Annotated in this window: 25 protein-coding genes and 1 pseudogene; 10 read left to right on the top strand and 16 right to left on the bottom strand. The window is 68.0% G+C overall.

Going from position 1 to position 24,512, the window contains the following annotated elements; all coding sequences use genetic code 11:
* The first annotated feature begins 1 nt into the window (after position 1).
* Positions 2–1,381, top strand: coding sequence for an MBL fold metallo-hydrolase (locus tag AB0I12_RS00945; RefSeq protein ID WP_359922670.1), 1,380 nt, complete (start codon positions 2–4; stop codon positions 1,379–1,381).
* Between the two features lie 7 nt (positions 1,382–1,388).
* Positions 1,389–2,201 (top strand): sulfite exporter TauE/SafE family protein, encoded by an 813-nt coding sequence (locus AB0I12_RS00940; protein WP_359922667.1) that lies wholly within the window; start codon positions 1,389–1,391, stop codon positions 2,199–2,201.
* 213 nt (positions 2,202–2,414) lie between these two features.
* Here AB0I12_RS00940 and AB0I12_RS00935 read toward each other — a convergent pair.
* Positions 2,415–2,759, bottom strand: a pseudogene (locus AB0I12_RS00935) (universal stress protein); the annotation flags it as partial.
* Positions 2,760–2,965: 206 nt separating this feature from the next.
* Between AB0I12_RS00935 and AB0I12_RS00930 the strand changes: the two are divergent.
* Positions 2,966–3,565: a CBS domain-containing protein gene (locus AB0I12_RS00930; RefSeq protein ID WP_359922665.1), complete on the top strand. Its 600-nt coding sequence runs from the start codon at positions 2,966–2,968 to the stop codon at positions 3,563–3,565.
* A complete protein-coding gene (locus AB0I12_RS00925; protein ID WP_359922663.1) occupies positions 3,565–3,750 on the top strand; it encodes a DUF6767 domain-containing protein in 186 nt (61 codons plus the stop codon). The genes AB0I12_RS00930 and AB0I12_RS00925 overlap by 1 nt, the downstream gene beginning before the upstream one ends.
* Before the next feature lie 6 nt (positions 3,751–3,756).
* Here AB0I12_RS00925 and AB0I12_RS00920 read toward each other — a convergent pair whose 3' ends face one another.
* The 3 genes from AB0I12_RS00920 to trxA are packed head-to-tail and all read right to left on the bottom strand — an operon-like array spanning position 3,757 to position 4,780.
* Positions 3,757–4,023 carry a metal-sensitive transcriptional regulator gene (locus AB0I12_RS00920; RefSeq protein WP_359922661.1) on the bottom strand — a complete coding sequence of 89 codons (267 nt, stop codon included), beginning with the start codon at positions 4,021–4,023 and terminating at the stop codon, positions 3,757–3,759.
* Positions 4,020–4,424 (bottom strand): DUF302 domain-containing protein, encoded by a 405-nt coding sequence (locus AB0I12_RS00915; protein WP_359922659.1) that lies wholly within the window; start codon positions 4,422–4,424, stop codon positions 4,020–4,022. The genes AB0I12_RS00920 and AB0I12_RS00915 overlap by 4 nt, the downstream gene beginning before the upstream one ends.
* Positions 4,424–4,780, bottom strand: a complete 357-nt coding sequence (gene trxA, locus AB0I12_RS00910; protein ID WP_359922658.1) for a thioredoxin — start codon at positions 4,778–4,780, stop codon at positions 4,424–4,426. The genes AB0I12_RS00915 and trxA overlap by 1 nt, the downstream gene beginning before the upstream one ends.
* 172 nt (positions 4,781–4,952) lie before the next feature.
* Between trxA and AB0I12_RS00905 the strand changes: the two genes are divergently transcribed.
* Positions 4,953–5,387, top strand: coding sequence for a hypothetical protein (locus AB0I12_RS00905; protein ID WP_359922656.1), 435 nt, complete (start codon positions 4,953–4,955; stop codon positions 5,385–5,387).
* A complete protein-coding gene (locus AB0I12_RS00900; RefSeq protein WP_359922654.1) occupies positions 5,384–7,138 on the top strand; it encodes an FtsX-like permease family protein in 1,755 nt (584 codons plus the stop codon). Before AB0I12_RS00905 ends, AB0I12_RS00900 begins: the two co-directional genes overlap by 4 nt.
* A 59-nt stretch (positions 7,139–7,197) precedes the next feature.
* Here AB0I12_RS00900 and AB0I12_RS00895 read toward each other — a convergent pair whose 3' ends face one another.
* The 7 genes from AB0I12_RS00895 to AB0I12_RS00865 form a co-directional block, all read right to left on the bottom strand.
* Positions 7,198–8,328 carry a VIT1/CCC1 transporter family protein gene (locus AB0I12_RS00895; protein WP_359922652.1) on the bottom strand — a complete coding sequence of 377 codons (1,131 nt, stop codon included), beginning with the start codon at positions 8,326–8,328 and terminating at the stop codon, positions 7,198–7,200.
* Positions 8,329–8,447: 119 nt separating this feature from the next.
* Positions 8,448–9,356, bottom strand: coding sequence for a decaprenyl-phosphate phosphoribosyltransferase (locus tag AB0I12_RS00890; RefSeq protein WP_359922649.1), 909 nt, complete (start codon positions 9,354–9,356; stop codon positions 8,448–8,450).
* A complete protein-coding gene (locus AB0I12_RS00885; RefSeq protein ID WP_359922646.1) occupies positions 9,353–10,498 on the bottom strand; it encodes a phosphodiester glycosidase family protein in 1,146 nt (381 codons plus the stop codon). Before AB0I12_RS00885 ends, AB0I12_RS00890 begins: the two co-directional genes overlap by 4 nt.
* 44 nt (positions 10,499–10,542) lie before the next feature.
* On the bottom strand, positions 10,543–11,247 hold the full coding sequence (locus AB0I12_RS00880) for an SDR family NAD(P)-dependent oxidoreductase (RefSeq protein ID WP_359922643.1): 705 nt from the start codon (positions 11,245–11,247) through the stop codon (positions 10,543–10,545).
* On the bottom strand, positions 11,244–12,623 hold the full coding sequence (locus AB0I12_RS00875) for an FAD-binding oxidoreductase (RefSeq protein WP_359922641.1): 1,380 nt from the start codon (positions 12,621–12,623) through the stop codon (positions 11,244–11,246). Before AB0I12_RS00875 ends, AB0I12_RS00880 begins: the two co-directional genes overlap by 4 nt.
* On the bottom strand, positions 12,620–13,699 hold the full coding sequence (locus AB0I12_RS00870; protein WP_359922639.1) for a glycosyltransferase family 4 protein: 1,080 nt from the start codon (positions 13,697–13,699) through the stop codon (positions 12,620–12,622). The genes AB0I12_RS00875 and AB0I12_RS00870 overlap by 4 nt, the downstream gene beginning before the upstream one ends.
* Positions 13,696–14,742, bottom strand: coding sequence for a lysylphosphatidylglycerol synthase transmembrane domain-containing protein (locus AB0I12_RS00865; protein ID WP_359922636.1), 1,047 nt, complete (start codon positions 14,740–14,742; stop codon positions 13,696–13,698). Before AB0I12_RS00865 ends, AB0I12_RS00870 begins: the two co-directional genes overlap by 4 nt.
* An 81-nt stretch (positions 14,743–14,823) precedes the next feature.
* Here AB0I12_RS00865 and AB0I12_RS00860 point away from each other — a divergent pair, with 81 nt between their 5' ends.
* The 4 genes from AB0I12_RS00860 (at position 14,824) to AB0I12_RS00845 (ending at position 18,654) form a co-directional block, all read left to right on the top strand.
* The gene (locus AB0I12_RS00860) at positions 14,824–15,630 is read left to right on the top strand and encodes a PIG-L family deacetylase (RefSeq protein ID WP_359922634.1); all 807 of its coding nucleotides are present in this window, start codon (positions 14,824–14,826) and stop codon (positions 15,628–15,630) included.
* Between the two features lie 249 nt (positions 15,631–15,879).
* Positions 15,880–17,175: a HAMP domain-containing sensor histidine kinase gene (locus tag AB0I12_RS00855; protein WP_359922631.1), complete on the top strand. Its 1,296-nt coding sequence runs from the start codon at positions 15,880–15,882 to the stop codon at positions 17,173–17,175.
* Positions 17,176–17,214: 39 nt separating this feature from the next.
* On the top strand, positions 17,215–17,892 hold the full coding sequence (locus AB0I12_RS00850; protein WP_359922629.1) for a response regulator transcription factor: 678 nt from the start codon (positions 17,215–17,217) through the stop codon (positions 17,890–17,892).
* 93 nt (positions 17,893–17,985) lie between these two features.
* Positions 17,986–18,654, top strand: coding sequence for a phosphatase PAP2 family protein (locus AB0I12_RS00845; protein ID WP_359922627.1), 669 nt, complete (start codon positions 17,986–17,988; stop codon positions 18,652–18,654).
* A 40-nt stretch (positions 18,655–18,694) separates the two neighbouring features.
* On the opposite strand, the gene AB0I12_RS00840 is transcribed toward AB0I12_RS00845, so the two are convergent.
* From AB0I12_RS00840 to AB0I12_RS00820, 5 genes are all read right to left on the bottom strand, one after another.
* On the bottom strand, positions 18,695–19,372 hold the full coding sequence (locus tag AB0I12_RS00840; protein WP_359922624.1) for a response regulator: 678 nt from the start codon (positions 19,370–19,372) through the stop codon (positions 18,695–18,697).
* Positions 19,373–19,376: 4 nt separating this feature from the next.
* Entirely contained in the window at positions 19,377–20,798 is a 1,422-nt protein-coding gene (locus AB0I12_RS00835; protein WP_359922621.1) for an ATP-binding protein, read from the bottom strand.
* A 41-nt stretch (positions 20,799–20,839) separates the two neighbouring features.
* Positions 20,840–22,810 (bottom strand): APC family permease, encoded by a 1,971-nt coding sequence (locus AB0I12_RS00830; RefSeq protein WP_359922620.1) that lies wholly within the window; start codon positions 22,808–22,810, stop codon positions 20,840–20,842.
* A gap of 260 nt (positions 22,811–23,070) precedes the next feature.
* The gene (locus AB0I12_RS00825) at positions 23,071–24,066 is read right to left on the bottom strand and encodes a radical SAM/SPASM domain-containing protein (protein WP_359922617.1); all 996 of its coding nucleotides are present in this window, start codon (positions 24,064–24,066) and stop codon (positions 23,071–23,073) included.
* 12 nt (positions 24,067–24,078) lie between these two features.
* Positions 24,079–24,405: a hypothetical protein gene (locus AB0I12_RS00820; RefSeq protein ID WP_359922614.1), complete on the bottom strand. Its 327-nt coding sequence runs from the start codon at positions 24,403–24,405 to the stop codon at positions 24,079–24,081.
* Positions 24,406–24,512 lie beyond the last annotated feature (107 nt).

Here is a 24,512-nt window from a genome sequence, read left to right as displayed (position 1 = left end):
GATGAGCAACCACCGCACCCGCCTGACCGTCCACACCATCGACACCCCCTCACTCGGCGACCGCAGCTATCTCGTCCACGACGGCACGGTGGCCTTCGTCGTCGATCCGCAACGCGACATCGACCGCGTCCTCGACCTGGTCCGGGCCGACGACGTCCGCCTGACGCACATCTTCGAGACCCATATCCACAACGACTACGTCACCGGCGGCTTCGCGCTGGCCCAGGCCACCGGGGCGACGTACCTGGTCAACGCCGACGACCAGGTCAGCTTCGACCGCACCCCGATCCACGACGGCGACACGATCGACATCGGCACCCGGATGCGGGTGCGGGCGATCCACACGCCGGGACACACCTTCACACACATGTCATACGCGCTGACCGATGCCGGCGAGCCGATCGCGGTGTTCACCGGCGGCTCACTGCTCTACGGCGCGACGGGGCGGCCCGACCTACTCGGCCCGGAACACACCGACGCCCTGGCGCGTCACCAGCACGCCTCGGCGCACCGGCTCGCCGGCGACCTGCCCGACGCGACCGGCGTGTATCCCACCCACGGCTTCGGTTCGTTCTGCTCCGCGACCCAGTCCGAGGCCACCGCCTCCACCATCGGCCAGGAGCGGGTCGCGAACCCCGTCCTGACGCAGAACGAGGAGGACTACGTTCGCAACCTCCTGGCCGGGCTCGGCGCCTGGCCCGCGTACTACGCGCACATGGCACCAGCCAACGCCGCCGGCCCCGGCGCACCCGATCTCTCCCTGCCCGAGCAAGCCGACGCCGCCGAACTGCGGCGCCGGATCGAAGCAGGCGAATGGGTCGTCGACCTACGGACCCGCACGGCGTTCGCGGCCGGGCATGCGCGCGGCACCGTGAACTTCGGGCTCGATGGAGCGTTCTCGACGTACCTGGGCTGGCTGATCGAGTGGGGAACCCCACTGACCTTGCTCGGGGAGACCGTGGCCGACGTCACACAGGCGCAGCGCGAACTCGTCCGCATCGGAATCGACCGCCCCGCGGCACATGCGACCGGCGGTCCGCAGGACTGGAGTCTCGACGCCCCGGTGTCGTTCCCGACGGCCACCTTCGCCGACCTCGAGCAGGTCCGCCACCACCGCGACGTCGTCGTCCTCGACGTCCGCCGCGCCGAGGAACACCACGCCTCCCGAATCCACGACGCGGTCAACATCCCCATCCACGAACTCGTACGGCGACTCGCCGAGGTCCCGCCCGGCGAAGTGTGGGTGCACTGCGCCGCCGGCTACCGCGCCTCCATCGCCGCCTCGATCCTCGACGCCGCCGGACGCAAACTCGTCGCCGTCGACGACCAGTTCGAGAACGCGGCCAAGGCCGGCCTGCAGCTCGTCGGCACCGAGGCCTGACCGTACCGTGCTGATCATCCTCGCCGTCGTCGCCGGGTCGCTCATCGGGCTCAGCCTGGGCGCACTCGGTGGCGGCGGCTCGATCCTGGCCGTACCGGTGCTCGTCTACCTGCTCGGCCAGTCGGCCGCGCAGGCGACCACCGGGTCGCTGGTCGTGGTCGGCGTGACGTCGGTGATCGGCGCGGTTACCGCCTACCGAGCAGGCAATGTCCTGGTCGGGCGTGGCGTCGCGTTCGGCGTCACCGCGATCGGCGGCGCCGTGGTCGGCGGCCGGGTATCGACCCTGGTCCCGGACACGGTACTGATGGGTGCCTTCGCGCTGCTCATGGTCGTGGTCGGAGGCTTGATGGCCTGGCGCCAGCTGCGGCACCCACGGCGGCTCGCCGACCGGCCGGCGCTGGACGATCCGATCATCACCTTCACACCGGCCTTCGCCTGCGCCTGCCCTCGTGCGCTCAAGGTACTCGTCACGGCCACCGTCGTCGGTCTGCTGACCGGTTTCCTCGGCGTCGGCGGAGGCTTCCTCGTCGTACCCTCACTGATCCTCGCCTTGGCACTGCCGATCAGGTACGCGACAGGGACCTCGCTCGTCGTCATCACCATCACGAGTACGGCTGCACTGGCGGTCCGCGCGGGATCCGGCGCGAGCCCCGCGTGGAACGCCGTACTCATGCTCACCATCGTCTCCGCCCTTGCCGCCGTCGCCGGCGCTCGCGTTGCCACCCGCGTCAAGAGCGCTCATCTGTCGGCCGCGTTCACCGTGCTGGTGCTCGGCGTCGCGGCCTACACAGCGGTCCGGTCAGTGCCGGCCCTGCTCTGATTCCACTCACCTCAAGGAGAACCACAATGTGCCGACCCGTCACCTGCAAGACCTGCACCAAAACCACCTGGGCAGGCTGCGGCCAACACGTCGCCCAGGTCAAGGCGATGTTCCCCGCCGACCAGTGGTGCCCCGGCCACCCGAAGGCCGAGCGCAGCGGAGATAATTGGCTCAGCAAGTTGCTGGGTCGCTGATCGCTTGTGGTTGCCACGGTCACGCGCCACTGCTGCGGACGACTACCACCGGGCAGGCGGCGCGGTGGAGAAGACTCTGGCTGACGGAACCGAGCAGCAGACCGCGTACGCCGCCGCGACCGCGGGAGCCGACGACGGCCAGCGACGCCCCGTCGGTCAAGGTGGCGAGCGCGGCAGCGGGCCGTCCTTCGACGACCTCCGCTCGGGCGCGGACGCCCGGGTACTTCCGCCGATACGGCGCCAGGCTCTCCGCCACCCAGTCGCGGAGCAACTCGTGCGTGTCGTCGATCGCGGCATCCTGCAGATCGGGAGGCTGCCAGCAATACGCCGCGACGATCGGCAGACCGGACCCGCCTCGCTCTCGGCCGAGCCATCGACACCAACGACGACGAAGCGCTGCATCACATCACCCCTTCTCATCAGCTCAATCCCGCAGCCGCGGACACCCACGAGGCAGAGTCGTCCTCCCCCTGCCGGGCAGGACCTCCCGCCCTACCAGCACGACCGGGCCGCGGAGATGCTGGCGACGAAGCCCGGGTTACCGGCTGAAGAAGGGACGAGGTGAGGACGATGCTGATTCGGGACGTGATGACCAAGCCGGCGATCACCCTGGATCCCGCGACCGCGATCGCGTCGGCACTTCACCTGATGGACGATGCGAAGATCACCTCGATGCCGGTCGTCGACCGGCATGGCAGGCCGATCGGGATCGTCAGCGAAGCAGACCTCGTGGAGGACGAGAACCTGCTCAGCGATCGCGTCCCGGTCACCGTCGTACGGCTGCCCGGTCCCAGGCCGCCCCGGAGGGTAGGCGAGGTCATGACGCAGCTCGTCGTCACGGTCGAGCCCGACGAGGAACTGGAGGCGGCGATCGACCTGATGCGTTCGACGATGGTGAAAAGCCTGCCGGTCGTCGAGCACGACCGAGTGATCGGGATGATCAGCCGCAGCGACGTGATCCACCTGCTCGCCGCCCGCGACCGGCGCGTCCAGGCCGAGGTGACAGAGCTGCTCCAGGCTGAGGAGCCGGACTGGCAGGTTCAGGTGCAGGACGGCATCGTCACCATCACCGGCCCGGCCGACCACCGTGAACGCCACCTCGCGGAGGTGCTGGCCGGCACGGTCCGCGGCGTCATCGGCGTACAGATCAACCGCCTGAGCACCGACTGATGGCACCACAGCCCAGATGCCCGATCCGCCCTGGTGACGCCTGCTCGCTTTGCGTGCCAGGCGCAACCGGCCCACAGGACTGCCCGCTGGTCTACTTGGTCATGTCGGACCCAGTGCTCCGCGAGGAGCTGCGCCTGTCCACCGGCGCACGGCGGAAGGTCAGCCGCCGGCGGTCGATGCCGTGAACAGCATCAGGCCAGGGACAGGAAGAGCTTCTCCATCTTCTTGGTGTCGAGGCTGTCGGGGCCGTCACCGTTCACGATGCACTGACGGAGCCCGGCGGCCACGACGGCGAAACCCGCGCGATCGAGCGCCTTGGACACGGCCGCCAACTGGGTGACGACATCCTCGCAGTCGCGTCCTTCCTCCAGCATCCGCAGCACTCCGGCCAACTGGCCCTGGGCTCGCTTGATCCGGTTGACGACCGGACCCAGCTCGGTCGGGTCGAGCGCTGTCATCTCGTCTCCTCGGTCACAGCGGCGAGGACGGCGGTGAGCCGATCCTTGGCATCCTGCGCGACGGGCTGCAACGCGGACGTATCGCCGAGTTCCAGCATCACGTCAGGGTTGAAGGCCTCCACCACCGAGGTCGTCTCGTCGACCGCCCGGACAACCACGTTGCACGGCAGCATCACGGCAATCGACGGGTCCACTTGCAGCGCCTGGTACGCCAGCGGCGGCCGGCATGCTCCGAGGATGACCTGTGCAGGCACGTCGACCCCGAGCTTCGCTGCCAGCGTCGCCCGCAGGTCGATCTCGGTCAGAATGCCGAATCCCTGCTCAGCAAGCGCGGAGCGGACCGCTTCGACGGTCTCGCCGTACGGCCTGGCCACCTCCGCGGCAAGACTGTAGTCGACCATCAGGCGCTCCTCGCCTCTCGGCGAGCCTTCGCCATGTCCAGCTCACGCACCGCGGCGACGACCTGCTCCAGTGCCTGCGCCGGCAGCGCGCCCGGCTGCGAGAAGACCAGCGATCCGTCCTTGAAGGCCATCAGGGTCGGGATCGACGTGATCCCCGCGGCCGCGGCCAATCCCTGCTCGGCCTCGGTGTCGACCTTAGCGAAGACGATATCGGTGTGCCGGTCCGAGGCCGCCGCAAAGATCGGCGCGAACATCCGGCACGGCCCGCACCACGACGCCCAGAAGTCGACGAGAACGATCTCGTTCTCGGTGATCGTCGTTTCGAAGCCGGCAGCTGTCAGGTCGATCGTGCTCATGATCTCTCCTCCCGAACCCGGGTGAACGCGCTCGTCGCGATACCCCCGGGGGTGTTCTCAGAATCCCATTCTATATACCCCGGGAGGTATTCCAAAGGCCGGCCCGAGGCAGCATGGCCCGGGATGTCCTGCCCCATGCGTTCACCGTCGCAGTCCGATCGCGCGGACGGCAGTGACCAAGGTCCTCTCGAACGGCGCGTTCGCGCCGCAGGGATCGCTGCTCCGCGCGATCGGAGGCATGCCGGACGCGTCCACTGTCGACGCGGCGGTCGAGCGCCTGATCGCGCCGACCCTGGTGGACGCCTCGACCGGCGCGAACCAACTGCTCGTCCCCGGTGAGGTCGTCGGTATGCCGTCGGGATCTTCGCCGGTGAACGCCTTGTACGTCGACCGCGGCCAAGGCCTCGGTGCGCGCGGTCCCGCCTCGGCGGTCGCCGTCCTCGAGTCCAAGTCCGCCTCCGGCCACGGATTGCCCCCGACCGGCAGGCTCCTGCTCGGCACCGGCACGACCCTCGAGTACGTCGGAACCGGTTACACGCCCGAGTACTTCCAGGTGACCGGCCGCAGCGGGATGGTGCTCGGCGAGACCAGCTTCGCGGTCAGGTGAACGACCTCGTCGTCCGGCTGAGGCCCGGCGCGGATCACGCGGCGGTACGCCGGCAACTGACCGCTGCCGTCGCACCCTTCGGCGGAACGGTCACCACCCGTGCCGAGGATCCCGTCCACCGCGCACTGTACGAGAACGCCAGGAACGACCAGACCACCTGGAACGTCTTCGCGTTCCTGATCCTGTTCGGTGCGGCGTTCGCCACCTTCAACCTGGTCAGCCGGATGATCGAGTCGCAGCGCCGGGAGATCGGCGTCGGGATGGCGCTCGGAGTGCCACCGCGGATGCTCGCCGTCCGGCCGATGCTCGTCGGCGTCCAGATCGCGACCGTGGGGGTGGTGGCCGGGATCGGCGTCGGCTGGCTCATCGGCACGGCCATGGGCAACGTCATGGCCGATCTGCTTCCGCTGCCGATCTGGGTCACCCCGTTCCAGGCCGGCCGCTTCGCCCAGGCCGCCGTGCTCGGTCTCCTCCTCCCCGTGATCGCTTCGGTCGTGCCTAACATGCGAGCCGTTCGGATGCGTCCCGTCGAGGCGATTCGCACCGGTGCGTACACGTCGGCGCTGCCCGGAGGACGCCTCCTGACCCTGCTTTCCAGGGCAGAGCTCCCCGGTCGCACCTACGTGTCGATGTCGTTGCGCAACGTCCTCCGGACACCCCGCCGTACCGCGTTCACCGCGCTCGGTGTCGCCGCCGCGATGACATCGCTGGTCGCGGTCCTCGGTCTTCTGGACACGTTCAGCGCTGCCGGAGACGCGCACGCCGAAGAGGTGGGGCACAGCAGCCCGGGCCGGCTGGTCGTCACCTTCGACACGTACTACGCGCTGGACTCCGCGCCGCTGCGAGCGATCCGCGACACTCCCGCCGTCGCGGCGTCACAGCCGCAGTTGGCGGTTCCGGCAACGCTCCTCGGCCACGGCGCCGACCTCGATTCGATCGTCCAAGTCGTTGACTTCACCAACAGAATCTGGACCCCGACGCTGCTCGGCGACCGCGGCCCGAAGAACGGGATCGTGCTGTCGGAGAAGGCAGCAGAAGACCTCGGCGTGGCCCCTGGCGACAGCGTCGAGCTCCGGCACCCGCTCCGATCCGCCGACGGCCTCCGCCTCGTCACCAGCCGGGTTCCGGTCCGCGCACTCCACCCCGACCCCTGGCGGACGTTCGCCTACCTCGACGCCGACGGTGCCGCACGGTTCGGGTTGACCGGCACCGCCAACCAAGTCCTCGTGCTGCCGTCGGGGACCGCCGCCGACCTCGAACGCGCGGTGTTCGGGCAGCCGGGAGTCTCCTCCGTCGATGCGGCCGCCGCCTTCGCCGACGTCCTCGACAACGCCCTCGCCCAGTTCACCGGCATCCTTCGCGTGATCGAGGTCGCCACCCTGCTGCTCGCCCTGCTGATCGCGTTCAACACCGCCGGCATCACCGCGGACGAACGCACCCGCGAGCATGCCACGATGTTCGCCTTCGGCCTGACGCCACGGGTCGTGCTGGGCATCGCGGTCGCCGAGAACGCGGTCATCGGCCTGCTCGGCACACTCGCCGGGATCGCGGGCGGGTACGTGGGACTCAGGTACATCGTGTCCGGCTTCGGCGAGGTCACCCCGGACCTGCTGGTACGACCCACTCTCTCGACCACGACGATCGTCGCGGTCCTGCTCCTCGGCACCTCGATCGTTGCACTCGCGCCCCTGCTCGGCCTCCGACGCCAGCGCCGGATGGACATCCCCGCAGCCCTCCGCGTCGTCGAATGACACTTCCCACGTCGGATCCGGACAGCGCTCGCCACGAGGATTCCTGGTGATGCCGGCCGTTACGAGACCGTCGTACCGATCAGGCTGCCGACGCCGTACGTCACGGCGACGGCCAGGGCACCGACGACGACCTGGCGGAGGCCTGAACGGAGGGCTGCGCGGCCGTTGAGGACGCCGATGCCGGCGCCGACGGCGAACATGGCGACGAGGGCGGCGACCAGCGCCGCGACGAACGCCGCTGTTCCGCCGCCGATCAGGTACGGCAGCACCACGACGAACGCACCGGCCGCGAACGCGATCATGCTCGATGCGGCGGCCGTCCAGGGGCTACCGAGCGCGTCGGGATCCAGACCGAGCTCTTCACGGACCAGCGAGTCCAGGGCCGCAGGCGGGTCGGCCATCAGTTGGTCGGCCAAGCGGGCGGCCTCGTCCTTCGGAATGCCCTTCGCCTCGTACAGCAGCGCCAACTCGAGTCGCTCCTCCTCAGGATTCTCGTCGAGTTCGGCCGCCTCCAGGCTGATCTCACGCTCGAACATCTCCCGCTGGCTGGACATCGACACGTACTCTCCCGCAGCCATCGAGAACGCCCCGGCGAGCAGACCGGCCACGCCGGCCAGCAGCACCGTCGATCGCCCTGCCCCTGAGCCGGCGAAACCCATCACCAAAGCGGCGTTGGACACCAACCCGTCGCTGACGCCGAACACGGCAGCACGCAGACCGCCGGACCGATCGCCACGGTGCCATCGCTCACGCTGCGCGATCTGCTCTGTCGGCGTACCCGCACCGCCGGAGCGCATCCGCGCGATGCGTCGTCCATGGCGGCGTTCCTCAGCGGCCATCCCCTCCGCGGCCTGCGGGTCGGCGTCGTACTTGTTCGCATCGGCACGCTCCATCCGCTCGACGTACGGCAACAGCGGCCCGGCACCGACCCGGCGCGACAGCCAGCCCAGCAGGCGGGTACGCAGCCCGGGCCGGCCGGCCACCGGCACCTCGGCACCCGCCTCGCGAAGCTTCGCCTCCCAATGCGAGGCATGCCGCTCCTCGATGGCGGCCAACTCGGTGAACGCGTCCCGCCGCGTCCCACTCTCGACCGCCGCCAACGCCTGGTAGAGCGCAGCCGCGTCCCGCTCGGCCGCAAGCATTGCACGGTAACGACGGACGTCGGCCTTCGTGAGCCGGGCTTCAGACATGGCCACTCAGTCCCTTCACGATGCCACTGCACCACTGTCAGGATCAGACTAGGTCGGCTGACACACTCACATGACGCGACGAGCGCGAAGGCTGCGTCCTCGCGGCGCTGGTCCGCCAGTTACGCCGCGTACAGGCCGACACCGAGAAGTGCCGCCCAGATCAGCCCGGCGACGAGCAGGACACGGTCGCGGAAGATCTCGTGCTCAGGCTCCTCTCCACGGCCGGTGGAGACCAGAAGGGCATAACGGAGAAGGCCGGTGAGGAAGGGCACGAACGAGATGGCCAAGAGCTCGCGGTAGACGTCATGACCGAGGTTCTGAAAGGCCCACATGCCGTACGACAGCGCGGTTCCGAGCAACGCGACTGCCATGACCTGGTCGAGCCAGGAACTCGGGTACGCCGCCAGCACCGGACGGCTGACCGCATTGCCGGACGTACTGTGCTCCGCCTTGCGCTTGCCGGTGACGAGGAAGATCGCCCCGAACAACGAGACGAGAAGGAACCAGTTCGACACCGGCAGTCCGGTTGCCGTGCCGCCCGCGGCCGCTCTCAGTACGAAACCCAGCGCGACAATGATCAGGTCGACGACTGCGATGTGTTTCAGCCCGGCGACGTACAGCGCTTGAGTGGCGAGATATACACCGGCGATGCTGAATGTCTGCCAACCGAGGCCGCTCATGACCGCGAGGCCCAGCAACGCAGCGCTGACACCGAATACTGCGGCCGTCGCCGGGCTGAGCGCGCCGGAGGCGACCGGCCGCAGGCGCTTGCGGGGATGCCGACGGTCGTCGGATGCGTCCCGGATGTCGTTGAAGGCGTAAATGGCGACCGCGAGCAGCACGAACCCGGCGGCGGCGATCGCAGCCCGCACCACGATGGCCGGGGACTCCAAGGCCCCGGCAGCGGCCGGTGCAGCAAACAGCATGACCGCCTTGTGCCACTGCTGCGGCCGGCTCAGCCGCAGCAGCGCCCGCACCCTACTTTCACCCTGCGCTGCAGGCCGAAGACGTGTCCGGACGCTGGTCATTTCGCGGTCACATAGAAGAAGTCGCGCTGGTCGTCGACCAGGTAGCGATCGGCCGGGGAGTTCATCGAGTTCAGCAGCCGTTGTCCGGTGACCGTTCCGGCCGGGCCGGGCTGCTCGATGTCGAAGCTCACCATCGCCGCATGGATGTCGAGCTCCATGCCCTGGACGATGCCCGCCTGGTGCATCGCCGAGGCCAGCGTCGCGAGCGTCAGCTTGTTGCCGGCGACGTAGATCAAGTTGCCATGAGCATCTGTTCCGAGACCGGACCGCCAGGTGTATTGGAACTGACTGCGGACGGTGCCCCAACGCCCGTTGGCGTTCGCGGTCAGCCCGTCGACGACCTTGCCGTCGACGATCACCGGATCGAGGTTCTGGCGGACCGCAACGACATCTTTGGTCATCGTGACCGTTCGGTTCCAGACACCGATGCGTGCCGAGCCGTCGCGGAGGATCACCACGGACGCCCGTCCGTCGACCAGCGGGACGGCCGGAGACTGGTTCGTCCACCACCCACCGTGCGAGTCCTTCATCTTGAAACCGGCGTTGAACGTCGCCACGAGGGCCGGGAGGTCTGCGGTTGGTACCGAGTACCCGGCCTTGGACGCCATCCCGACGATCGGCTCCCGGGTCCCCGGCATCAGGTGCAGCCGGTAGCTGCCGCGCGGCAGCAACGCCGCGGCGACAGAAACGGGCAGGTGGACCGGGTCAGGCCGGAACCAGGTCGTCCAGACCAGCGGTAGGCCTGACCTGGACTGCCGTGCGACCGACCACTTGCCCTCGTGGTCCAGCACAGTCACGCCAGGCAGCAGTTGAACAGTCGGCAGTTCAGTTGCACTTGGACGAACCCTGGCCTGACCCGCTCTCGGCGCACCGCCCGGCTCGGGGGCTGTCGTGTCAGCCGGCGCGCCGGTCGCCGGCGGTTGCTGGTGGGAGTACTTCCAGGTCTCGACCGTGTCGATCACGAATCCGCCGCCGTGATCGCGAAACCACTCCACGGTCCGGACCGTGAAACTCGCGTTCCCGGGATACAGCAGCGCCCGCACGTAGGACACGGCGGGAACAACCAGGAGCAGGCAGAGGGCGACGGCGATCCACCGCTTCCGCACCCGACGCCGCTTGCGTTCGTGGGCGTTCTGCTTCATGACACCAGTAGATCGAGATCGACCTGAGAGGACGCGGAGAAGCCTCATCGCCAGGAAGGCGGGAGCACCCGGCGCGGAAGGATGCCGAGGACACGTACGACGGGGCCCATGACTCGCGGCACCCAGATGACTGTCTTGTGGCTGTCGACGGCAGCCGCGACTCGCCTGGCGACACGATCGGGATCAGTAGCGAGGGGCGGCTCGGCAAGGTCGGCCGTCATCCGCGTCCGGACGAATCCCGGGCGGACAACCAGAATCCGTACGCCGGTGTCCGCCGCCTGTCGCGCGAGCAGCAGCGCGGTCGAGTCCGCCAACTGTTTGCCCAGCGAGTACTCGGCGATCGATTGCCGCGGCCGAACCGCAGCAGCTGAGGACAAGAGCACGATCTGCTGTGGTCTCCGCTGCATCAACGCACGCAGCAGAAGCGCGACGGCCAGGCCGTTGACAACCAAGCCTTGTGCGAACGACTTCGCCGACATCGACCCCACCGCGACGATTGCGAGCTCGAGTGGATGGCCTGCGCAGGCATGCTCGAGCATCCCGTCGAGTTCGGCGACGTCGAGAGCCGCGTCGTACTCCGTTGTCGACACGGTGTACCCGGCATCGCGGAGCTTCTCGGCGTTGCACTTGAGTTCCCCGCTCGGACGGCCGGCAAGGATGACCCGACGCGGTGCCGATCCGAGCAGCCGGAGGAGCACAGCCATCCCGATCTCGGACGATCCGCCGACCAGAAGTACCGATCCGGTCATGTCAGCAGACCGAGCCGCTCGGCGAGGCCGGACGTCCATCGTCCTGCCGGATCCAGGCGCTGCCGGGTGCGGCGCCAGTCCGCCAGCCGGGGATACATCATGGGTATCAGCTCCGGAGTCGTGATCGCGTCCTTCGACAGGTAGATACGCCCTCCGGCGCCGGCTACCAGTTTGTCGACCGGCCGCAGCGTGTCGTGGTCAGTCAGCCAACGCGCGGGAAGGTCCAGAGCGAGCGTCCAGCCCGGGATCGGGAACGACAGCGGGCCTGCGTCGCCGAACCCGAGATTCTTCAGCGTCACCAGCGCGGGCGTCATGCCCCGAGTACTGAAGAACGCGAGCACGTCGTGCAGCGTCCCGGCCTGGTCCGGCGGAACGGCGAACTGGTACTGGATCATCCCCCGGCGTCCGAACGCCGCCGGCCACCCGTTCGCGCGATCGAGCGGACACAACGCAGCGCGCAGCGCGACGAGTTGCGAGTTGCCGGACCGGCTGAGATGCCATCGTGCCGCCGAGGCTGCCGCGATGGTCGCGTTCGAGACCACACCGGTTCCGGGCAACGACCTTCGGTGGCCGGTGCCCGCCACTCGGGGCTCTGGAAACGGCGCGACCACACCAGGCAGGTCGAGTGTCGACGCGCTGTAGTACTCGTCCACGATCCCGCGTCCCAGACGCGCGCCGCGCACGTGTGCGTCCAGCCACGCGATCGCATGCCGCCCTGGTTCGAGCTCCTGTCGCTCGGCTGCCGCTCGCATCGCCTCGATGGTCTGATCCAGCGAGTACGTCCGGCAGCGGTTCCTGATCATCCACCCGGTGTCCACCCGCTGGAGCTGGAGCGCCGCCCGGAGAATGACGCCGGTCAGCCCCATGCCGCCGATCGTCGCCCAGAACGCGTCCGGATCCTGACTCGGTGACAGCTGAGCCATGGTCCCGTCGGACCGCAGCAACGCCATCCACAGCACATGCTGGCCGAAGGATCCCGCACCTGGGTGATTCTTGCCATGGACGTCGCCGGCGATCGCTCCCCCGACCGTGATGTACTCACTGCCCGGTACCACCGGAAGGTTCCAGCCGAGCCAGAGCGTCTGGTCGATGAGATCCTTCAGGAGGGTGCCGGCTTCCACGACGATCACGCCGTTTCCCTGGTCGAACGAGCCGATCCGATCGAGCGCGGTCAGGTCGAGCACGACGCTTGTACTGTCACCTGGGAGCGCCGCATCGCCGTAGCTCCTGCCGGCCCCGCGCACAGTGATCCTCGGTTCGGCCAGCACCGCATCGACGACCGCCCCGTCGAATTCGGGCCGCCGCACCCGGCACGTTCGATGGAGCGTCCGGCCCCAGCCGGACAACGACTGCAGGCCGGGAGCTTCGTGGATCATGATCTCGACGCTAGGTACTGCTGACTGAGAGCGTGCTGAGTCGAGTAGGCCGTCAGGTGCTGGGCGACCACGTGCTTCCAGGACATCCCGGGCTCGGTGTGCCGATTGAATGCCTGGATGCGCGACAGTGTCGCTCCGTCGCACAGCAAGGCTGCCGCGGCCGCCGCCATCTCGGAGTCGGTGCGCACCAGGTATCCCTCGATGTCCGGTCGGACGAACTCTCCGACGCCGCCCGAAGCCATTGCGATGACAGGCAGGCCCGCGCAGCGGGCTTCGAGCGCGGCGACGCCGAAGGACTCTAGCTCCGCGGGTGCCAGATAGACATCCGCAGACGCGTACAACTGCTGGATCTCGAAGCGGGTCAAGCGTCCCGGTAGGTCGACCCAGTCGCCAAGACCCCGACGTTGCACCGCCCTGGCGACCGCCCCGGCCTGCGGTCCGTCTCCGACAACGATCGCTCGAAGATCGATGGCGGCCGGTACGCTCGCGCGGATCTGCTGCAGAATCGACAGTACGGCCATCGGGCGCTTCCGCCTGGCCAGCCGCATCGTACTCACGAGGGTCAGCGGATGGTCCGTACGCCGGGCTTGACGCCACAGTGCCGGATCGACGCCGTTGTGCAGCACGCCGACCTGCCGACGCGGCAGAAGCCTCTCCAGGACGCGCGCCACTACCTCGCTGACGGCAGTCCACTGCGCGTCGCCGACGTACCGGTCAATCCGCGCAACCGGCCACGGCGTCGACGAGCTGGGTAGTGAATGCAGCGTCAGGAGCGGACTGTCGGCCAGTCGCGCGGCGCACCAGGCAAGCGGAGACACCAAGGAGGAGTGGCAGTGCACGACATCGAAATGTCGCAATGCGGCACGCAGACGGTCGACAGCTGACCTGAGGGGTACTCCGGCAACCGCAGGCAGGCGCACAACGGGAACGTCTCCCCCGGCCACCGGTCCTTCAGCGGTTGTGAAAACCGTGACCTGGTGACCGGCGCGTATCAGGTGGACGGCAAGATCGTGGACCTGGAGCTCGATACCGCCGAGCCGGGGAAGGTAGCAGTCGCTGACCAGCGCGATCCTCATCCGGCCGGCTCCTCGAGCGCCGCTGGGCTGGCGCGGGACTGAAGCCATGACCACGCGGCCAGCAGCACGCCGCCGACCGGGATCTCCATCAGGTACGTGAACCCGCGGAACAACAGCAATCCGGCGGCGACTCCGGCAGGATCACCGCCGAGCGCGACCAGAGCGGCCGTCGTCCCGACCTCGACGACACCGGCGCTTCCCGGTGTGATCGGCACCAACGTCAACAGTCGTTCCACAGCCAGCGCAGTGAAGAGGACGGGAAGGCCCAGTGGAACGTGAAGCACGGCGAAGCAGAGCCAGAGCAGGGCGAGCTGCAGGGCGACGTACGCGACCATCCCGACCGTCATCGGCTGCCACCCGGCGCGCATCACCTGGAGGATCCGGCGCCGCAAGTCGGGCAGCCGGTCCTTGAAATCTGTGCGCCGGAACACGCGGGCCACCTTGTCGAGCAGACTGCCGACTGCCACGGCCGCCCGTTCGTCGACAAGGATCCAGAGGCTCGCGACGACCGCGGCCGGCACCGGCAGGAGCAGCAGACTCGCCGACCCGAACGCATGACCGCTGTGCAGGATCGGGATCAGGCCGAGAGCGAGCGCGACGACGCCGAGCTTCGAGGCGACGTTGAGTAACGTCGTCACAGCGAGAGAGGCGCCGAACGCGCCTGGGCTGAATCCCCAGCGACGGACCATCGCGAAGTTCAGCGCCGTGCCTGCTGCACCGCCGAGCGGCAGTACGTTCGCCACGGCACTTCCGGTCAGGTTCAACGTCAGGCCTCGCCGTTTCGTCAGTCCCGGGAGCGATGCGGCCAGTACGAACGAGTGCGCCCACAGTCCGGCGATCCAGACGACCGCCAGCACCGCCAGCGATCCAGCGGACACCTGGCCGAGGACGGTTCCGACCTGAGTCCAGGTGGCGCCAACCGCACGGGGAAGCAGGACCACCAGTGCAGCGGTGATCAATGCACTCAGGACGGAGGTCACCAGCCGCCGTCGTCGTCCGCGGACAATGGCCGATACGGCCGGCCGCTCTTCGTTCTCACTCATCGAATCAAGCGTGTCGTCCGGACGCTGAGAGGGTGCTGAGAGCAACTAGAGCGGTCCGGCAGGGCGTGTCATGCTGTCAGGATGGCGAGGACTTTCACCTTGGTGGCGTTCCACGCGCACCCGGACGACGAGGCCTTGCTGATGGGCGGGTCGCTCGCTCGCCTCGCCGCCGAGGGGCACCGCGTCGTACTCGCGGTCGCCACGGACGGCGAGGCGGGGGCGGCCGCTTCGCCGTACCGTTCCGGGCCCGGACTGGCGGCGTTCCGGCGCGACGAGCTGGAACGATCTGCCGCCGCTCTCGGCTGTGCGCGGGTGGTGCGATTCGGGTTCAAGGATTCTGGGTCGTCGGAGCCGTTCAGCGGCGAAGGGTTCAGCGCGCTCCCGGTCGAGGATGCGGCGAGACCACTCATCGATCTGCTGCGGGAGGAGCAGGCCGATGCGCTGACGATCTACGACCCGGCCGGCGGGTACGGGCATCCGGATCACCGGCAGGTGCACACCGTCGGCACCTATGCCGCCGACCGGGCCGGGACCGCCTTGGTGCTGGAGGCAACCATCGACCGCCGGCTGATCCGTCGGCTGGTGCGGATCGTCGAGGCGATCCCCGGCGTACTACCGGCGGTCTCCGCCGCGGCCTACGAGCAGGCCTACTCCCCCAGCGCGGCGATCACCCATCGAGTCGATGTGCGGCCTTTCACACCTCAGAAGCGAGCCTCGTTCGAGGCACATGCCAGTCAGGCGAGTTCCGACGACGGCGCGCGCACGCTGGCTCTGCTGCTCAAACTGCCCCGGTGGCTGTTCCGGTCGTTGCTGGGCCGGGAGTGGTACGTCGAGCACGGCCGCACGCCCGGTCGTCCGCTGGACGACTTGTTCGCATCCCTTCGATGACCTCCCGGACGGCCTGGACCGACGCGGGTCCTCAGGTGCCACTCAGCTGGGAAGCGTCACGCTGATTCGGTTCGAGCATCCACGCTGCCAGGAATCGGCCTGCGACGATGGGGGCGGAGGTGTGAACGAGCAGAGGATGGAGAGGTTCAGTTGTCGGCGCTGCGTAGCACGATCTCACGGCTGAGCCGTGCCAGCGTTCGGAGCAGGTCCGCCGCAGCCGCGATTGTCGTCGTCGCGGGTGCGATGGCCTTGGGCGCTGTCTTGCTGCTGCTTCTGCTGCAGCGGGCGCTCATCACGACCGTCTCCGACGCGGCGGACGTGCGAGCCGACGATGTCGCCGGTCAGATCGACGAGGAAGGCGTGGCCAAGCTGAACGACGATCTCGTTCAGTCGACCAGAGCGAGCCAGATCGTGCAGGTGCTCGACAGCTCTGCTCGGGTCGTCGCGGCGTCGTCTCCACGGGCAGAATCAGCTCCGCTGACCCACCTGCGTCCCGAACCCGACGCGGTACTGCGTGCGGAGGTCGGCGACATGCCGTTGCTGGACGACGACCACGACTACCTGATCGTCGCACGTGGTGTCGAGTACGGCGGGCGGAACTACACCGTCGTGGTCGCCTCATCGATCGCAACTGAGCGCTCGACCGTCACCACTGTCGCGCAGTACCTCGCGATCGGCGTTCCCGCGCTGCTGGTCGTCGTCGGCGCGGCGAGCTGGATGCTCACCGGCCAGGCGCTGAAGCCCGTCGAGCGGATCCGGACCCGCGTGCAGGGCATCGAGTCCAGCGACCTGACCGAGCGCGTTCCGGTGCCGCAGACCGAGGACGAGATCGCGAGGCTCGCCGCAACCATGAACGAAATGCTCGATCGTCTGCAGGCCGGCCAGGCGACCCAGCGCGCGTTCGTCGCCGATGCGAGCCACGAACTCAGGTCGCCGCTCGCGACGGTGTCCGCCGGCCTGGACGTCATCGAGCCGTCGGCCCGCGGTCAGAGCTGGCAGGAGTTGCATCGGTTGATGCAGGGCGAGGCCGAGCGGATGCGCCGACTGGTCGAGAATCTGCTGCTGCTCGCCAAGGCCGACGATGCCGCGCTGCCCCTGCACCGCACCGAAGTCGATCTGGACGACCTGGTCGACGCGGAGATCCTGCGGCTACGGGAGTCCGGCCTGCTCACCGTGATCGGCGATGTGAAACCTGTCAGGGTGCTCGGTGACCCGCTCCGGCTGAGTCAGCTGCTCCGCAATCTGGTCGAGAACGCCGCGACCGCGGCACACAGCACGGTGCGCCTGAGCACGGCCGAGCGCGACGGTCAGGCGGTCCTCACGGTCGAAGACGATGGCGACGGGATCCCCGAGAACGACCGCCTGCGCGTTTTCGAGCGATTCGTCCGCCTGGACACCAGTCGCGCACGGGCGAGCGGCGGCTCAGGACTCGGTCTGTCCATCGTCCAGGAGATCGTCAAAGCACATCACGGAACCGTCACCTTGACTCCGGGCGCCTCACGGGGCACCGTCGCAACAGTCACGTTGCCGCTACCGGCGCAGTGACTCAGCTTGCTCTCAGCAAACCGGCAGGACACTGGGAAGATGCGGGTTCTGGTGGTCGAGGACGAGGTCCCCCTGGCAGAGACGATCCGGCACGGCCTGACCGAGGACGGGTTCGTGGTCGAGGTCGTCCACAACGGCGAGGACGGCGTCTGGGCGGCGACCGAACATCCGTACGACGTGATCGTGCTCGACATCATGTTGCCGAAACTGAACGGCTACAAGGTGCTCGAGCAGATTCGCGAACGTGGTGTCTGGGCCCCGGTGCTGATGCTGACCGCGAAGGACGGCGACTACGACCAGACGGACGCCTTCGACCTCGGGGCCGACGACTACCTCACGAAACCGTTCAGCTTCATCGTGCTGATCGCCCGCCTGCGCGCCCTGATCCGCCGCGGGGCACCGGAGCGGCCAGTGGTCATGCGGGCCGGCGACCTGGTCCTGGATCCGGTCCGGCGGCGGGTGGAGCGGGCCGGGCAGGAGATCGTCCTGACCCGCCGCGAATACGGGCTGCTCGCGTTCCTGATGCGCCACCGCGGCGAGACGGTCAGCAAGACCGAGATCCTGGAGAATGTCTGGGACCCGGCCTTCGACGGCGACCCCAACGTCGTCGAGGTCTACATCCGGTACCTGCGGCTCAAACTGGACGCACCGTTCAATCGCACTGCGATCCAGACGGTCCGCGGCATGGGATACCGCATCGATCCCGACGGCGGCTGATCCTCGAAACCTGATGTCCGGTCACGTTCCGACGACCCGAAGGCTGTGAGTCCACTGTCACGATGCACGCTATTCGGTCTGCTGGCAGCCGCCTTGGGGACAATCGGGTTCGTCGTGCAGGCCGACGCCGTGATCGAAGGCGACGGGCTCGCAGCCTTCGACCCGCAGTTGACTCAGGCATTCATCGTGCACCGCACCGCGGGCCTGAGCAGGCTCGCGCAGGCAGTCACCTTCTTGGGCCAGGTACCGGTCCTTGCCATGATCACCGTGATCGTCGCTGCCGTGTTCCGGATCGTGACCAAACGCTGGTTCGAGGCCGTCGTCCTGGTCGTCGGCATGGTCGGCGCGGCGATCCTCACCTCCGTCCTCAAGCTCCTGATCGGACGGCATCGACCGGACTCGAGCGTCGTGCTGGGCACGGTCACCAACGGCTTCTCGTTCCCGTCCGGCCACACTCTCAGCGGCAGCACCTTCTTCCTGCTGCTGGCCGGACTGCTCTGGTATTCGAGCGCGTCGCGAGCGCTGAAGATCGCCGGCGCAGCTGGTGCTGTTCTGCTGAGTATCGCCATGGGGCTCAGCCGGGTGTACCTCGGGTACCACTGGGCGACCGATGTCCTGGCCGGCTGGACGATCGCACTCACCTGGCTGTGCCTGCTCGCCACCCTGACGCACCTGATCGTGGCCCGCCGGGCAGCTACACAGGCAGCCGCCGCAGGACTCCCTGAAGCCCCTGACGACAGCGACCACGACGTCGGGCCGTAGCTGCTCTGCCCGCCACGAGATGGTTGGAGGCGGTGACAAGTCAGGGCTGGAAGCGGTAGCCGATACCTGGTTCGGTGATGAGGTGCGTGGGGCGGGAGGGATCGAGTTCGAGTTTGCGGCGGAGTTGGGCCATGTACACGCGGAGGTAGTTGGTCTCGGCCTCGTAGGTCGGGCCCCAGACTTCCTGCAACAGTTGCCGCTGGCTGACCAGCTTCCCGGTGTTGCGGACGAGGACCTCGAGCAGGCTCCACTCGGTCGGTGTCAGCCGGACCGGTCCGTCGGAAGTCGTGACTTGCTTCGCGGCGAGGTCGATGGTGAAGCCGGCGGTCTGCACGGTCGCGATTCCGCCGGTGGTGGGCGCCGTACGGCGGAGTGCGGCGCGGACCCTGGCGAGCAGCTCGTCCATGCCGAACGGCTTGATGACGTAGTCGTCCGCCCCGGCGTCGAGGGCCTCGACCTTGTCTGCCTGGGCCTCGCGCGCGGACAGGATGATGATCGGGGCCGAGCACCAGCCGCGGAGTCCGTAGACGACGTCGACACCGTTCATGTCGGGCAGGCCGAGGTCGAGGATCACCAGGTCGGGCGGCCGTCGGCTCGCGGCTTCCAGCGCCGAGGTGCCGTCGGCGGCGGTTTCGACGTCGTACTGACGCGCGCGCAGGTTGATGGCCAGCGCACGCAGCAGCTGCCGGTCGTCGTCGACGATCAGAACCTTGCTCATGGCATCAACCGTCCATCAACGGCAGGCGGACGGTCATGGTCAGCCCTCCACCTGGGGTCGAGGAGGGCGTGAGCGATCCCCCGATCGCCTCACTGAAGCCGCGGGCGATCGCCAGCCCGAGACCGACACCGGTGTCGGACCGCTGGTCGCCGAGCCGCTGAAACGGCGTGAACATGCGCTCCCGGTCCGCGTCCGGGACACCAGGCCCGGAGTCGGCGATACTGAGATGCGCGGATCCGTCTGCCCATGCCGTGATCCGAACCGGCACCCCACTCGGCGAGAAGCGGCGGGCGTTGTCGACAAGATTGGCGATCACCCGCTCGAGCAGACCCGGATCGGCGAGCGCGAGCGGAAGGTCGTCCGGTACGTCGAGCACGACGGCGTCCGCCGGAACACCCACCAGCGCACGCGCCACAACCTCCTGCAGGACGACCGCGCGGTTGTCGACCGACAGCGCGCCGGCCTGCAACCGGCTCATCGCCAGCAGGTTGGCGATCAGGTCGTCGAGGCGATCGGCGGACTCTTCGATTGTCGCGAGCAACTCCTCGTGCTCGGCGGGGCTCCATTGCACGTCTTGCTGGCGGAGGCTGGACACAGCTGCCTTGATGCCGGACAGCGGGGTTCTGAGGTCGTGGCCGACCGCGGCGAGCAGCGCGGCGCGCACTCGGTCGATCTCGGCGAGCTGTCGCGCTTGGGCTGCCTCACCGGCCAGCTGCTGCCCTTCCCAGGCCCGCGCCGCCGCCGCTGCGAGCCGGGTCAGCAACTTGCGGTCCTCGGCGAACAATTCAGGGCCTTCGGCAACCAGTCTGAGGCCGTCCCGGGCAGGCACCGCGATCACGGGTCGGCCGTGGAAGGGACGGCCGACGTACGCCGCCACGTGGTCGACATCGCCTCGGCGTTCGAGCAGCGCGACCGACTCCATGCCGAACGAGTCCCGCACCTCCTCCAGGACCGCCGTCAGCGAATCGTCCGTCACTGGTTCGGTCGTCAACCGGGACAGCACCTCGGCCTCGCTCCGGCTCCGCACTGCCGCGATCCGGTACCGGGTCGCCACCTCGACCGTCACGCTGACCGTCACCGCGACCAGGACGAACACGAACAACGCGATGATGCTGTCACGCTGGTCCACGACCAACGTGTGGTACGGCGTGGTGAAGAAGAAGTTCGCCAGCAACACGGCCGCGAAGGCCGCCGTGACACCTGGCAGGAGCCCGCCGATCACTGCGATCAGGACCACGGCGAGCAGGTACAGCAGGAGGACGCTTTCCAGCGCCAGACCGTCGCGGACAGGCAGCAGTGCGACAGTCAGCGCCGGAAGGCCGGCCACCAGCAGGGCGAGTCCTGCCCAGAGGCGTCTTCTGAGACCGGAGCGCCGAGCGACCCGTCGCTCTGGACGCGCAGCCGTGGGCTCGTCGTTCTCCACCACGGCTCAACTCTGACACAGCGCCGTCCTGCCTCGAAGCAGGCTCAGACGCGCTCGGCCCGGGCGCGCTCGGAGTCCGGTTCCATCCGTCGGGACTCGAGCACCGCCGCCGACCCCAGCTGCCATGGGACGTTGATGACCATGACCCCCGGCTGGAACAGCAGCCGCGCCTTCAGCCGCAGCGCGCTCTGGTTGTGCAGCAATGCCTCCCACCAGTGCCCCACGACGTACTCGGGGATGAACACCGCGACGAGATCACGAGGGCTCGTTCGGCGGACATCCTTCACGTAGTCCAGCACCGGGCCGGTCACGTCACGGTACGGCGAATGGAGCACCTTCAACGGCACCGGGATGTCCCGCTCCGTCCAGTCCCACAGCAACGCGTCCGACGCGTCCAGGTCTGTACTGACGGTCACTGCCGTCAGCGTGGTCGGGCGGGTCGCCCGAGCGTACGCCAGCGCGCGCAGCGTCGGGGTGTGCAGTTTCGACACCAGGACGATCGCGAAGACCCTCGGCGGCAGCGTCGTACCTCCGGGCGTCGGGAGCAGCTCGGCCTCCACTCGGTCGTAATGCTTCCGGATCCCCTTCATCAAGAGGAACAGACCGGGCATCGCCAGGACCACGATCCACGCACCATGTGTGAACTTCGTGATCAGCACGACAACCAGCACTACTGCCGTGAAGACCGCACCCAGCGCGTTGATCGCCCTGGAACGCAACAGGTGCGCGCGGACCGGTGACAGGATGTCACCGCGCAACAGGCGCGTCCAGTGCACCACCATGCCTGCTTGGCTGAGTGTGAACGAGACGAACACCCCGATGATGTACAGCTGGATCAGCCGGGTCGTACTCGCGTCGAACAGCCAGATCAGCAAGCAGGCCAGCGCGGACAGGATCACGATGCCGTTGCTGAACACCAGCCGGTCCCCGCGCCGGGAGAACTGCCGAGGCAGGAAGCCGTCGTGTCCGAGCAGCGACGCGAGGATCGGGAAACCGTTGAATGCCGTGTTCGCGGCCAGGATCAGGATCGCCGCGGTGAACGCCTGCACGGCGAAGAACCCGATCGAGTGGTACCCGCCGAACACCGAGCCCGCCACCTGCGCGATGACGGTGCGCTGCTCGTACCCCTCCGGCGTACCGGTCAGCCGGGCCGGATCGGCGACATGCACGTGCGCGACCATCGCCAACGCGGTGATGCCGGCGAACATCGCGATCGTGATCGACCCCATGATCGCGAGCGTGCCGGCCGCGTTCTTGCTCTTCGGCGGTTTGAAGTTCGGCACACCGTTGCTCACGGCCTCGACGCCGGTCAGCGCCGTACACCCGGAGGCGAACGCCCGCATCCCGATCAGCAACGCGACGAGGCCGGTGGCATGCGTCGCCTGAGTGATGCCGTACGGCGCGGATTCCGCGCGCGGTGTATCACCGGCGAGGATCTTGACCAGTCCGACCGCGATCATCGTCAGCACCACCGCGATGAAGCCGTACGTCGGAATCGCGAACGCCGTGCCGGACTCCTTCACGCCGCGCAGGTTCATCACCGCCAGCAGCGCGATCATGCCGATCGACACCAGCACGGCATGCGGCCCGAGCCCTGGAATCGCGGAAACGATGTTCTGCACGCCGGCCGCCACCGAGACGGCGACTGTCAGCACGTAGTCCACCAGCAGCGCGCTGGCCGCGACCAGCGAAGCGTTACGTCCGAGATTTGCCCGGCTGACCGCGTAGGCACCTCCGCCGTTCGGGTAGGCGTAACACGTCTGCCGGTACGACGCGACGACCACGACCAGCAACGCGATGACTACTGCGGCGAGCCAGGGTGTCAGATGCAGCAACGACAGCCCGCCGAGGCTCAGCATGAGCAGGATCTCCTCGGTCGCGTAGGCGTTCGAGGACAGCGGGTCGCTGCAGAACACCGGCAGCGCGAGCTTCTTCGGCAACAACGTGTCGCGCAGCCGCTCGCTCCGCAGCGGTCGTCCGACCAGGAATCGTTTCGGCAGCTCCAGCACCTTCACACCACCAGCCAAGCGTTGCCTGACCACTCAACCGCTCGATCTTGACGCCGTCTTGACGCCAAGCCGGTGCATCTTGACGAGTTCTTAGCGCCCGCTCCCTCCTAACCCCTCGTAGGCCTGGCCGTCACCGAAGTCGCGCTCTGGGGCCGCGGGCAACAAGCCCGTGCCGGGCAGCGGGCCGGGTATCTCCAGGGCGTCCGCACCCAGCACGACGGAATCACCCGCGGCGGCTTCCTCCTCGTCGCCCGCCCCTCCCCTGCTCAACGCCAGGTGGCCGTCGCCCTCACTGTCGACCGACGCGTCATTCGCTCGTACCAATTGGTGAACTTGACGTCGTCGCGGACGAGCTCGTCGTACAAAGCGCGCGCTTGGCGCTGCAATGGTTCGGAGTCCCATCGCTCGGCGAGGGCGGCCAGTGGGGCATCCTGCACGTTTCCGAGCGCGTAGTCGCGACCGAAACCGTATGACAGCGGGACCACAGTTCCATCGGTCTCGAGGACCAATGGAGTCAGCCAGCTCGCCAGCGAGGCGCGCGGATCTCGCGGGGCGACAAGGAACCGGTCGGGGGCGGACCGCAGGTCCTTCTGCGTGACGAGATCGATCTGGACGGGGATGTCGTGCACGACGCTCAGTCGCGTGGTCTCGAAGAACGCGAAGCCGAGCTCGGTCGAGTCCGGCACGGAGGTCCGGAGCGCGGCGCCGGCGCCGTCGGGTTCGAGCGGGTGGACCTGCACGAGGGCAGCGCCATACTCAGCTGCCAACTGAAACACGAACTCGAGCTCGTGGACATTGTGCAACGTGAGGGTCGTGATGAACGCGAACGCGATGCCCGAGTCACGTACTGCAGGCAGGCGTGAAGACATCTGACCGAACGCTCGTCGATCATCCCGCATCCAGTTGTGCGTCTCGGGGCGGCCGTCGAGCGAGATGGCAAGGACGTCGACGAGGCCCACGAGCTCGGACAGCCGCCTCTCAGTGAGCAGCAGCCCGTTGGTCGTCACGGCCGTGCGCATGCCCAGTTCGTGTGCATGCCTCAGCAATGGCAACAGCTCCCGGAAGAGAAGCGGTTCGCCACCGGAGACGGCAAGCACGTCGTACCCGAGACCACGGGCGTCGGCGACGGTGCGTCGCAGAACCTCCAGGTCGGTCGTGTCCGCGATCCAGGGCCCGGACGACGAGTAACAATGACGGCACCGAAGGTTGCACCGCCGTGAAGGGTGAATCTGGAGGATCGCACTTGCCCCAGTGAGACCCATGACGATCCGGAGTCAGCGCTTGCCGATGTCCACTTGAACGCTGAAGGCCTCCGGCCAGGGGATCCCCTTCGGAAAGACCTTCACCACGCCCGGAATTCCCGTCGCGCCTCGCTTGCCGAGGATCCCGGCGATCCCCTTGACGATGGTCCCGCAGCGATCGATGTCGTCGGCATCGACGGTGATGTGCAGGTAGTCCGGCTTGGGAAGACCTTTGATGAATACGTGACGGAGCTCGAACTCGTCGAGGACCACAGCCAGTTCCTCGATCATGCCGTCGTCGAGCACGAAGCCCCCTGACCGATATTGCTCCATCAGAACTTCAGATCCACGCCGCTCCATGACTTCCCCTCCCGAATGAGCGTGAACGTCAGGTCTAGTCAAGTATGACCCAGGTCACATTTCCTGAGAAGGTGCTCGTCGCCCCCAGCTCGAGCTCCGGCCGGACG

It is taken from the genome of Kribbella sp. NPDC050459, assembly GCF_040655315.1.
GTDB lineage: Bacteria > Actinomycetota > Actinomycetes > Propionibacteriales > Kribbellaceae > Kribbella.
The sequence above is the reverse complement of the archived record's forward strand: the minus strand, read 5'-3'. Positions and strand labels throughout refer to the sequence as shown.

Excerpts from the sequence above, each read along its gene's own strand:
- AB0I12_RS00895 (WP_359922652.1), bottom strand. The coding sequence starts at position 8,328 with ATGTCTGAAGCCCGGCTCACGAAGGCCGACGTCCGTCGTTACCGTGCA.
- AB0I12_RS00890 (WP_359922649.1), bottom strand. The coding sequence starts at position 9,356 with ATGACCAGCGTCCGGACACGTCTTCGGCCTGCAGCGCAGGGTGAAAGT.
- AB0I12_RS00885 (WP_359922646.1), bottom strand. The coding sequence starts at position 10,498 with ATGAAGCAGAACGCCCACGAACGCAAGCGGCGTCGGGTGCGGAAGCGG.
- AB0I12_RS00915 (WP_359922659.1), bottom strand. The coding sequence starts at position 4,424 with ATGGTCGACTACAGTCTTGCCGCGGAGGTGGCCAGGCCGTACGGCGAG.
- AB0I12_RS00860 (WP_359922634.1), top strand. The coding sequence starts at position 14,824 with ATGGCGAGGACTTTCACCTTGGTGGCGTTCCACGCGCACCCGGACGAC.
- AB0I12_RS00850 (WP_359922629.1), top strand. The coding sequence starts at position 17,215 with ATGCGGGTTCTGGTGGTCGAGGACGAGGTCCCCCTGGCAGAGACGATC.
- AB0I12_RS00930 (WP_359922665.1), top strand. The coding sequence starts at position 2,966 with ATGCTGATTCGGGACGTGATGACCAAGCCGGCGATCACCCTGGATCCC.
- AB0I12_RS00870 (WP_359922639.1), bottom strand. The coding sequence starts at position 13,699 with ATGAGGATCGCGCTGGTCAGCGACTGCTACCTTCCCCGGCTCGGCGGT.
- AB0I12_RS00920 (WP_359922661.1), bottom strand. The coding sequence starts at position 4,023 with ATGACAGCGCTCGACCCGACCGAGCTGGGTCCGGTCGTCAACCGGATC.
- trxA (WP_359922658.1), bottom strand. The coding sequence starts at position 4,780 with ATGAGCACGATCGACCTGACAGCTGCCGGCTTCGAAACGACGATCACC.
- AB0I12_RS00820 (WP_359922614.1), bottom strand. The coding sequence starts at position 24,405 with ATGGAGCGGCGTGGATCTGAAGTTCTGATGGAGCAATATCGGTCAGGG.
- AB0I12_RS00945 (WP_359922670.1), top strand. The coding sequence starts at position 2 with ATGAGCAACCACCGCACCCGCCTGACCGTCCACACCATCGACACCCCC.
- AB0I12_RS00875 (WP_359922641.1), bottom strand. The coding sequence starts at position 12,623 with ATGATCCACGAAGCTCCCGGCCTGCAGTCGTTGTCCGGCTGGGGCCGG.
- AB0I12_RS00825 (WP_359922617.1), bottom strand. The coding sequence starts at position 24,066 with ATGGGTCTCACTGGGGCAAGTGCGATCCTCCAGATTCACCCTTCACGG.
- AB0I12_RS00840 (WP_359922624.1), bottom strand. The coding sequence starts at position 19,372 with ATGAGCAAGGTTCTGATCGTCGACGACGACCGGCAGCTGCTGCGTGCG.
- AB0I12_RS00925 (WP_359922663.1), top strand. The coding sequence starts at position 3,565 with ATGGCACCACAGCCCAGATGCCCGATCCGCCCTGGTGACGCCTGCTCG.
- AB0I12_RS00880 (WP_359922643.1), bottom strand. The coding sequence starts at position 11,247 with ATGACCGGATCGGTACTTCTGGTCGGCGGATCGTCCGAGATCGGGATG.
- AB0I12_RS00865 (WP_359922636.1), bottom strand. The coding sequence starts at position 14,742 with ATGAGTGAGAACGAAGAGCGGCCGGCCGTATCGGCCATTGTCCGCGGA.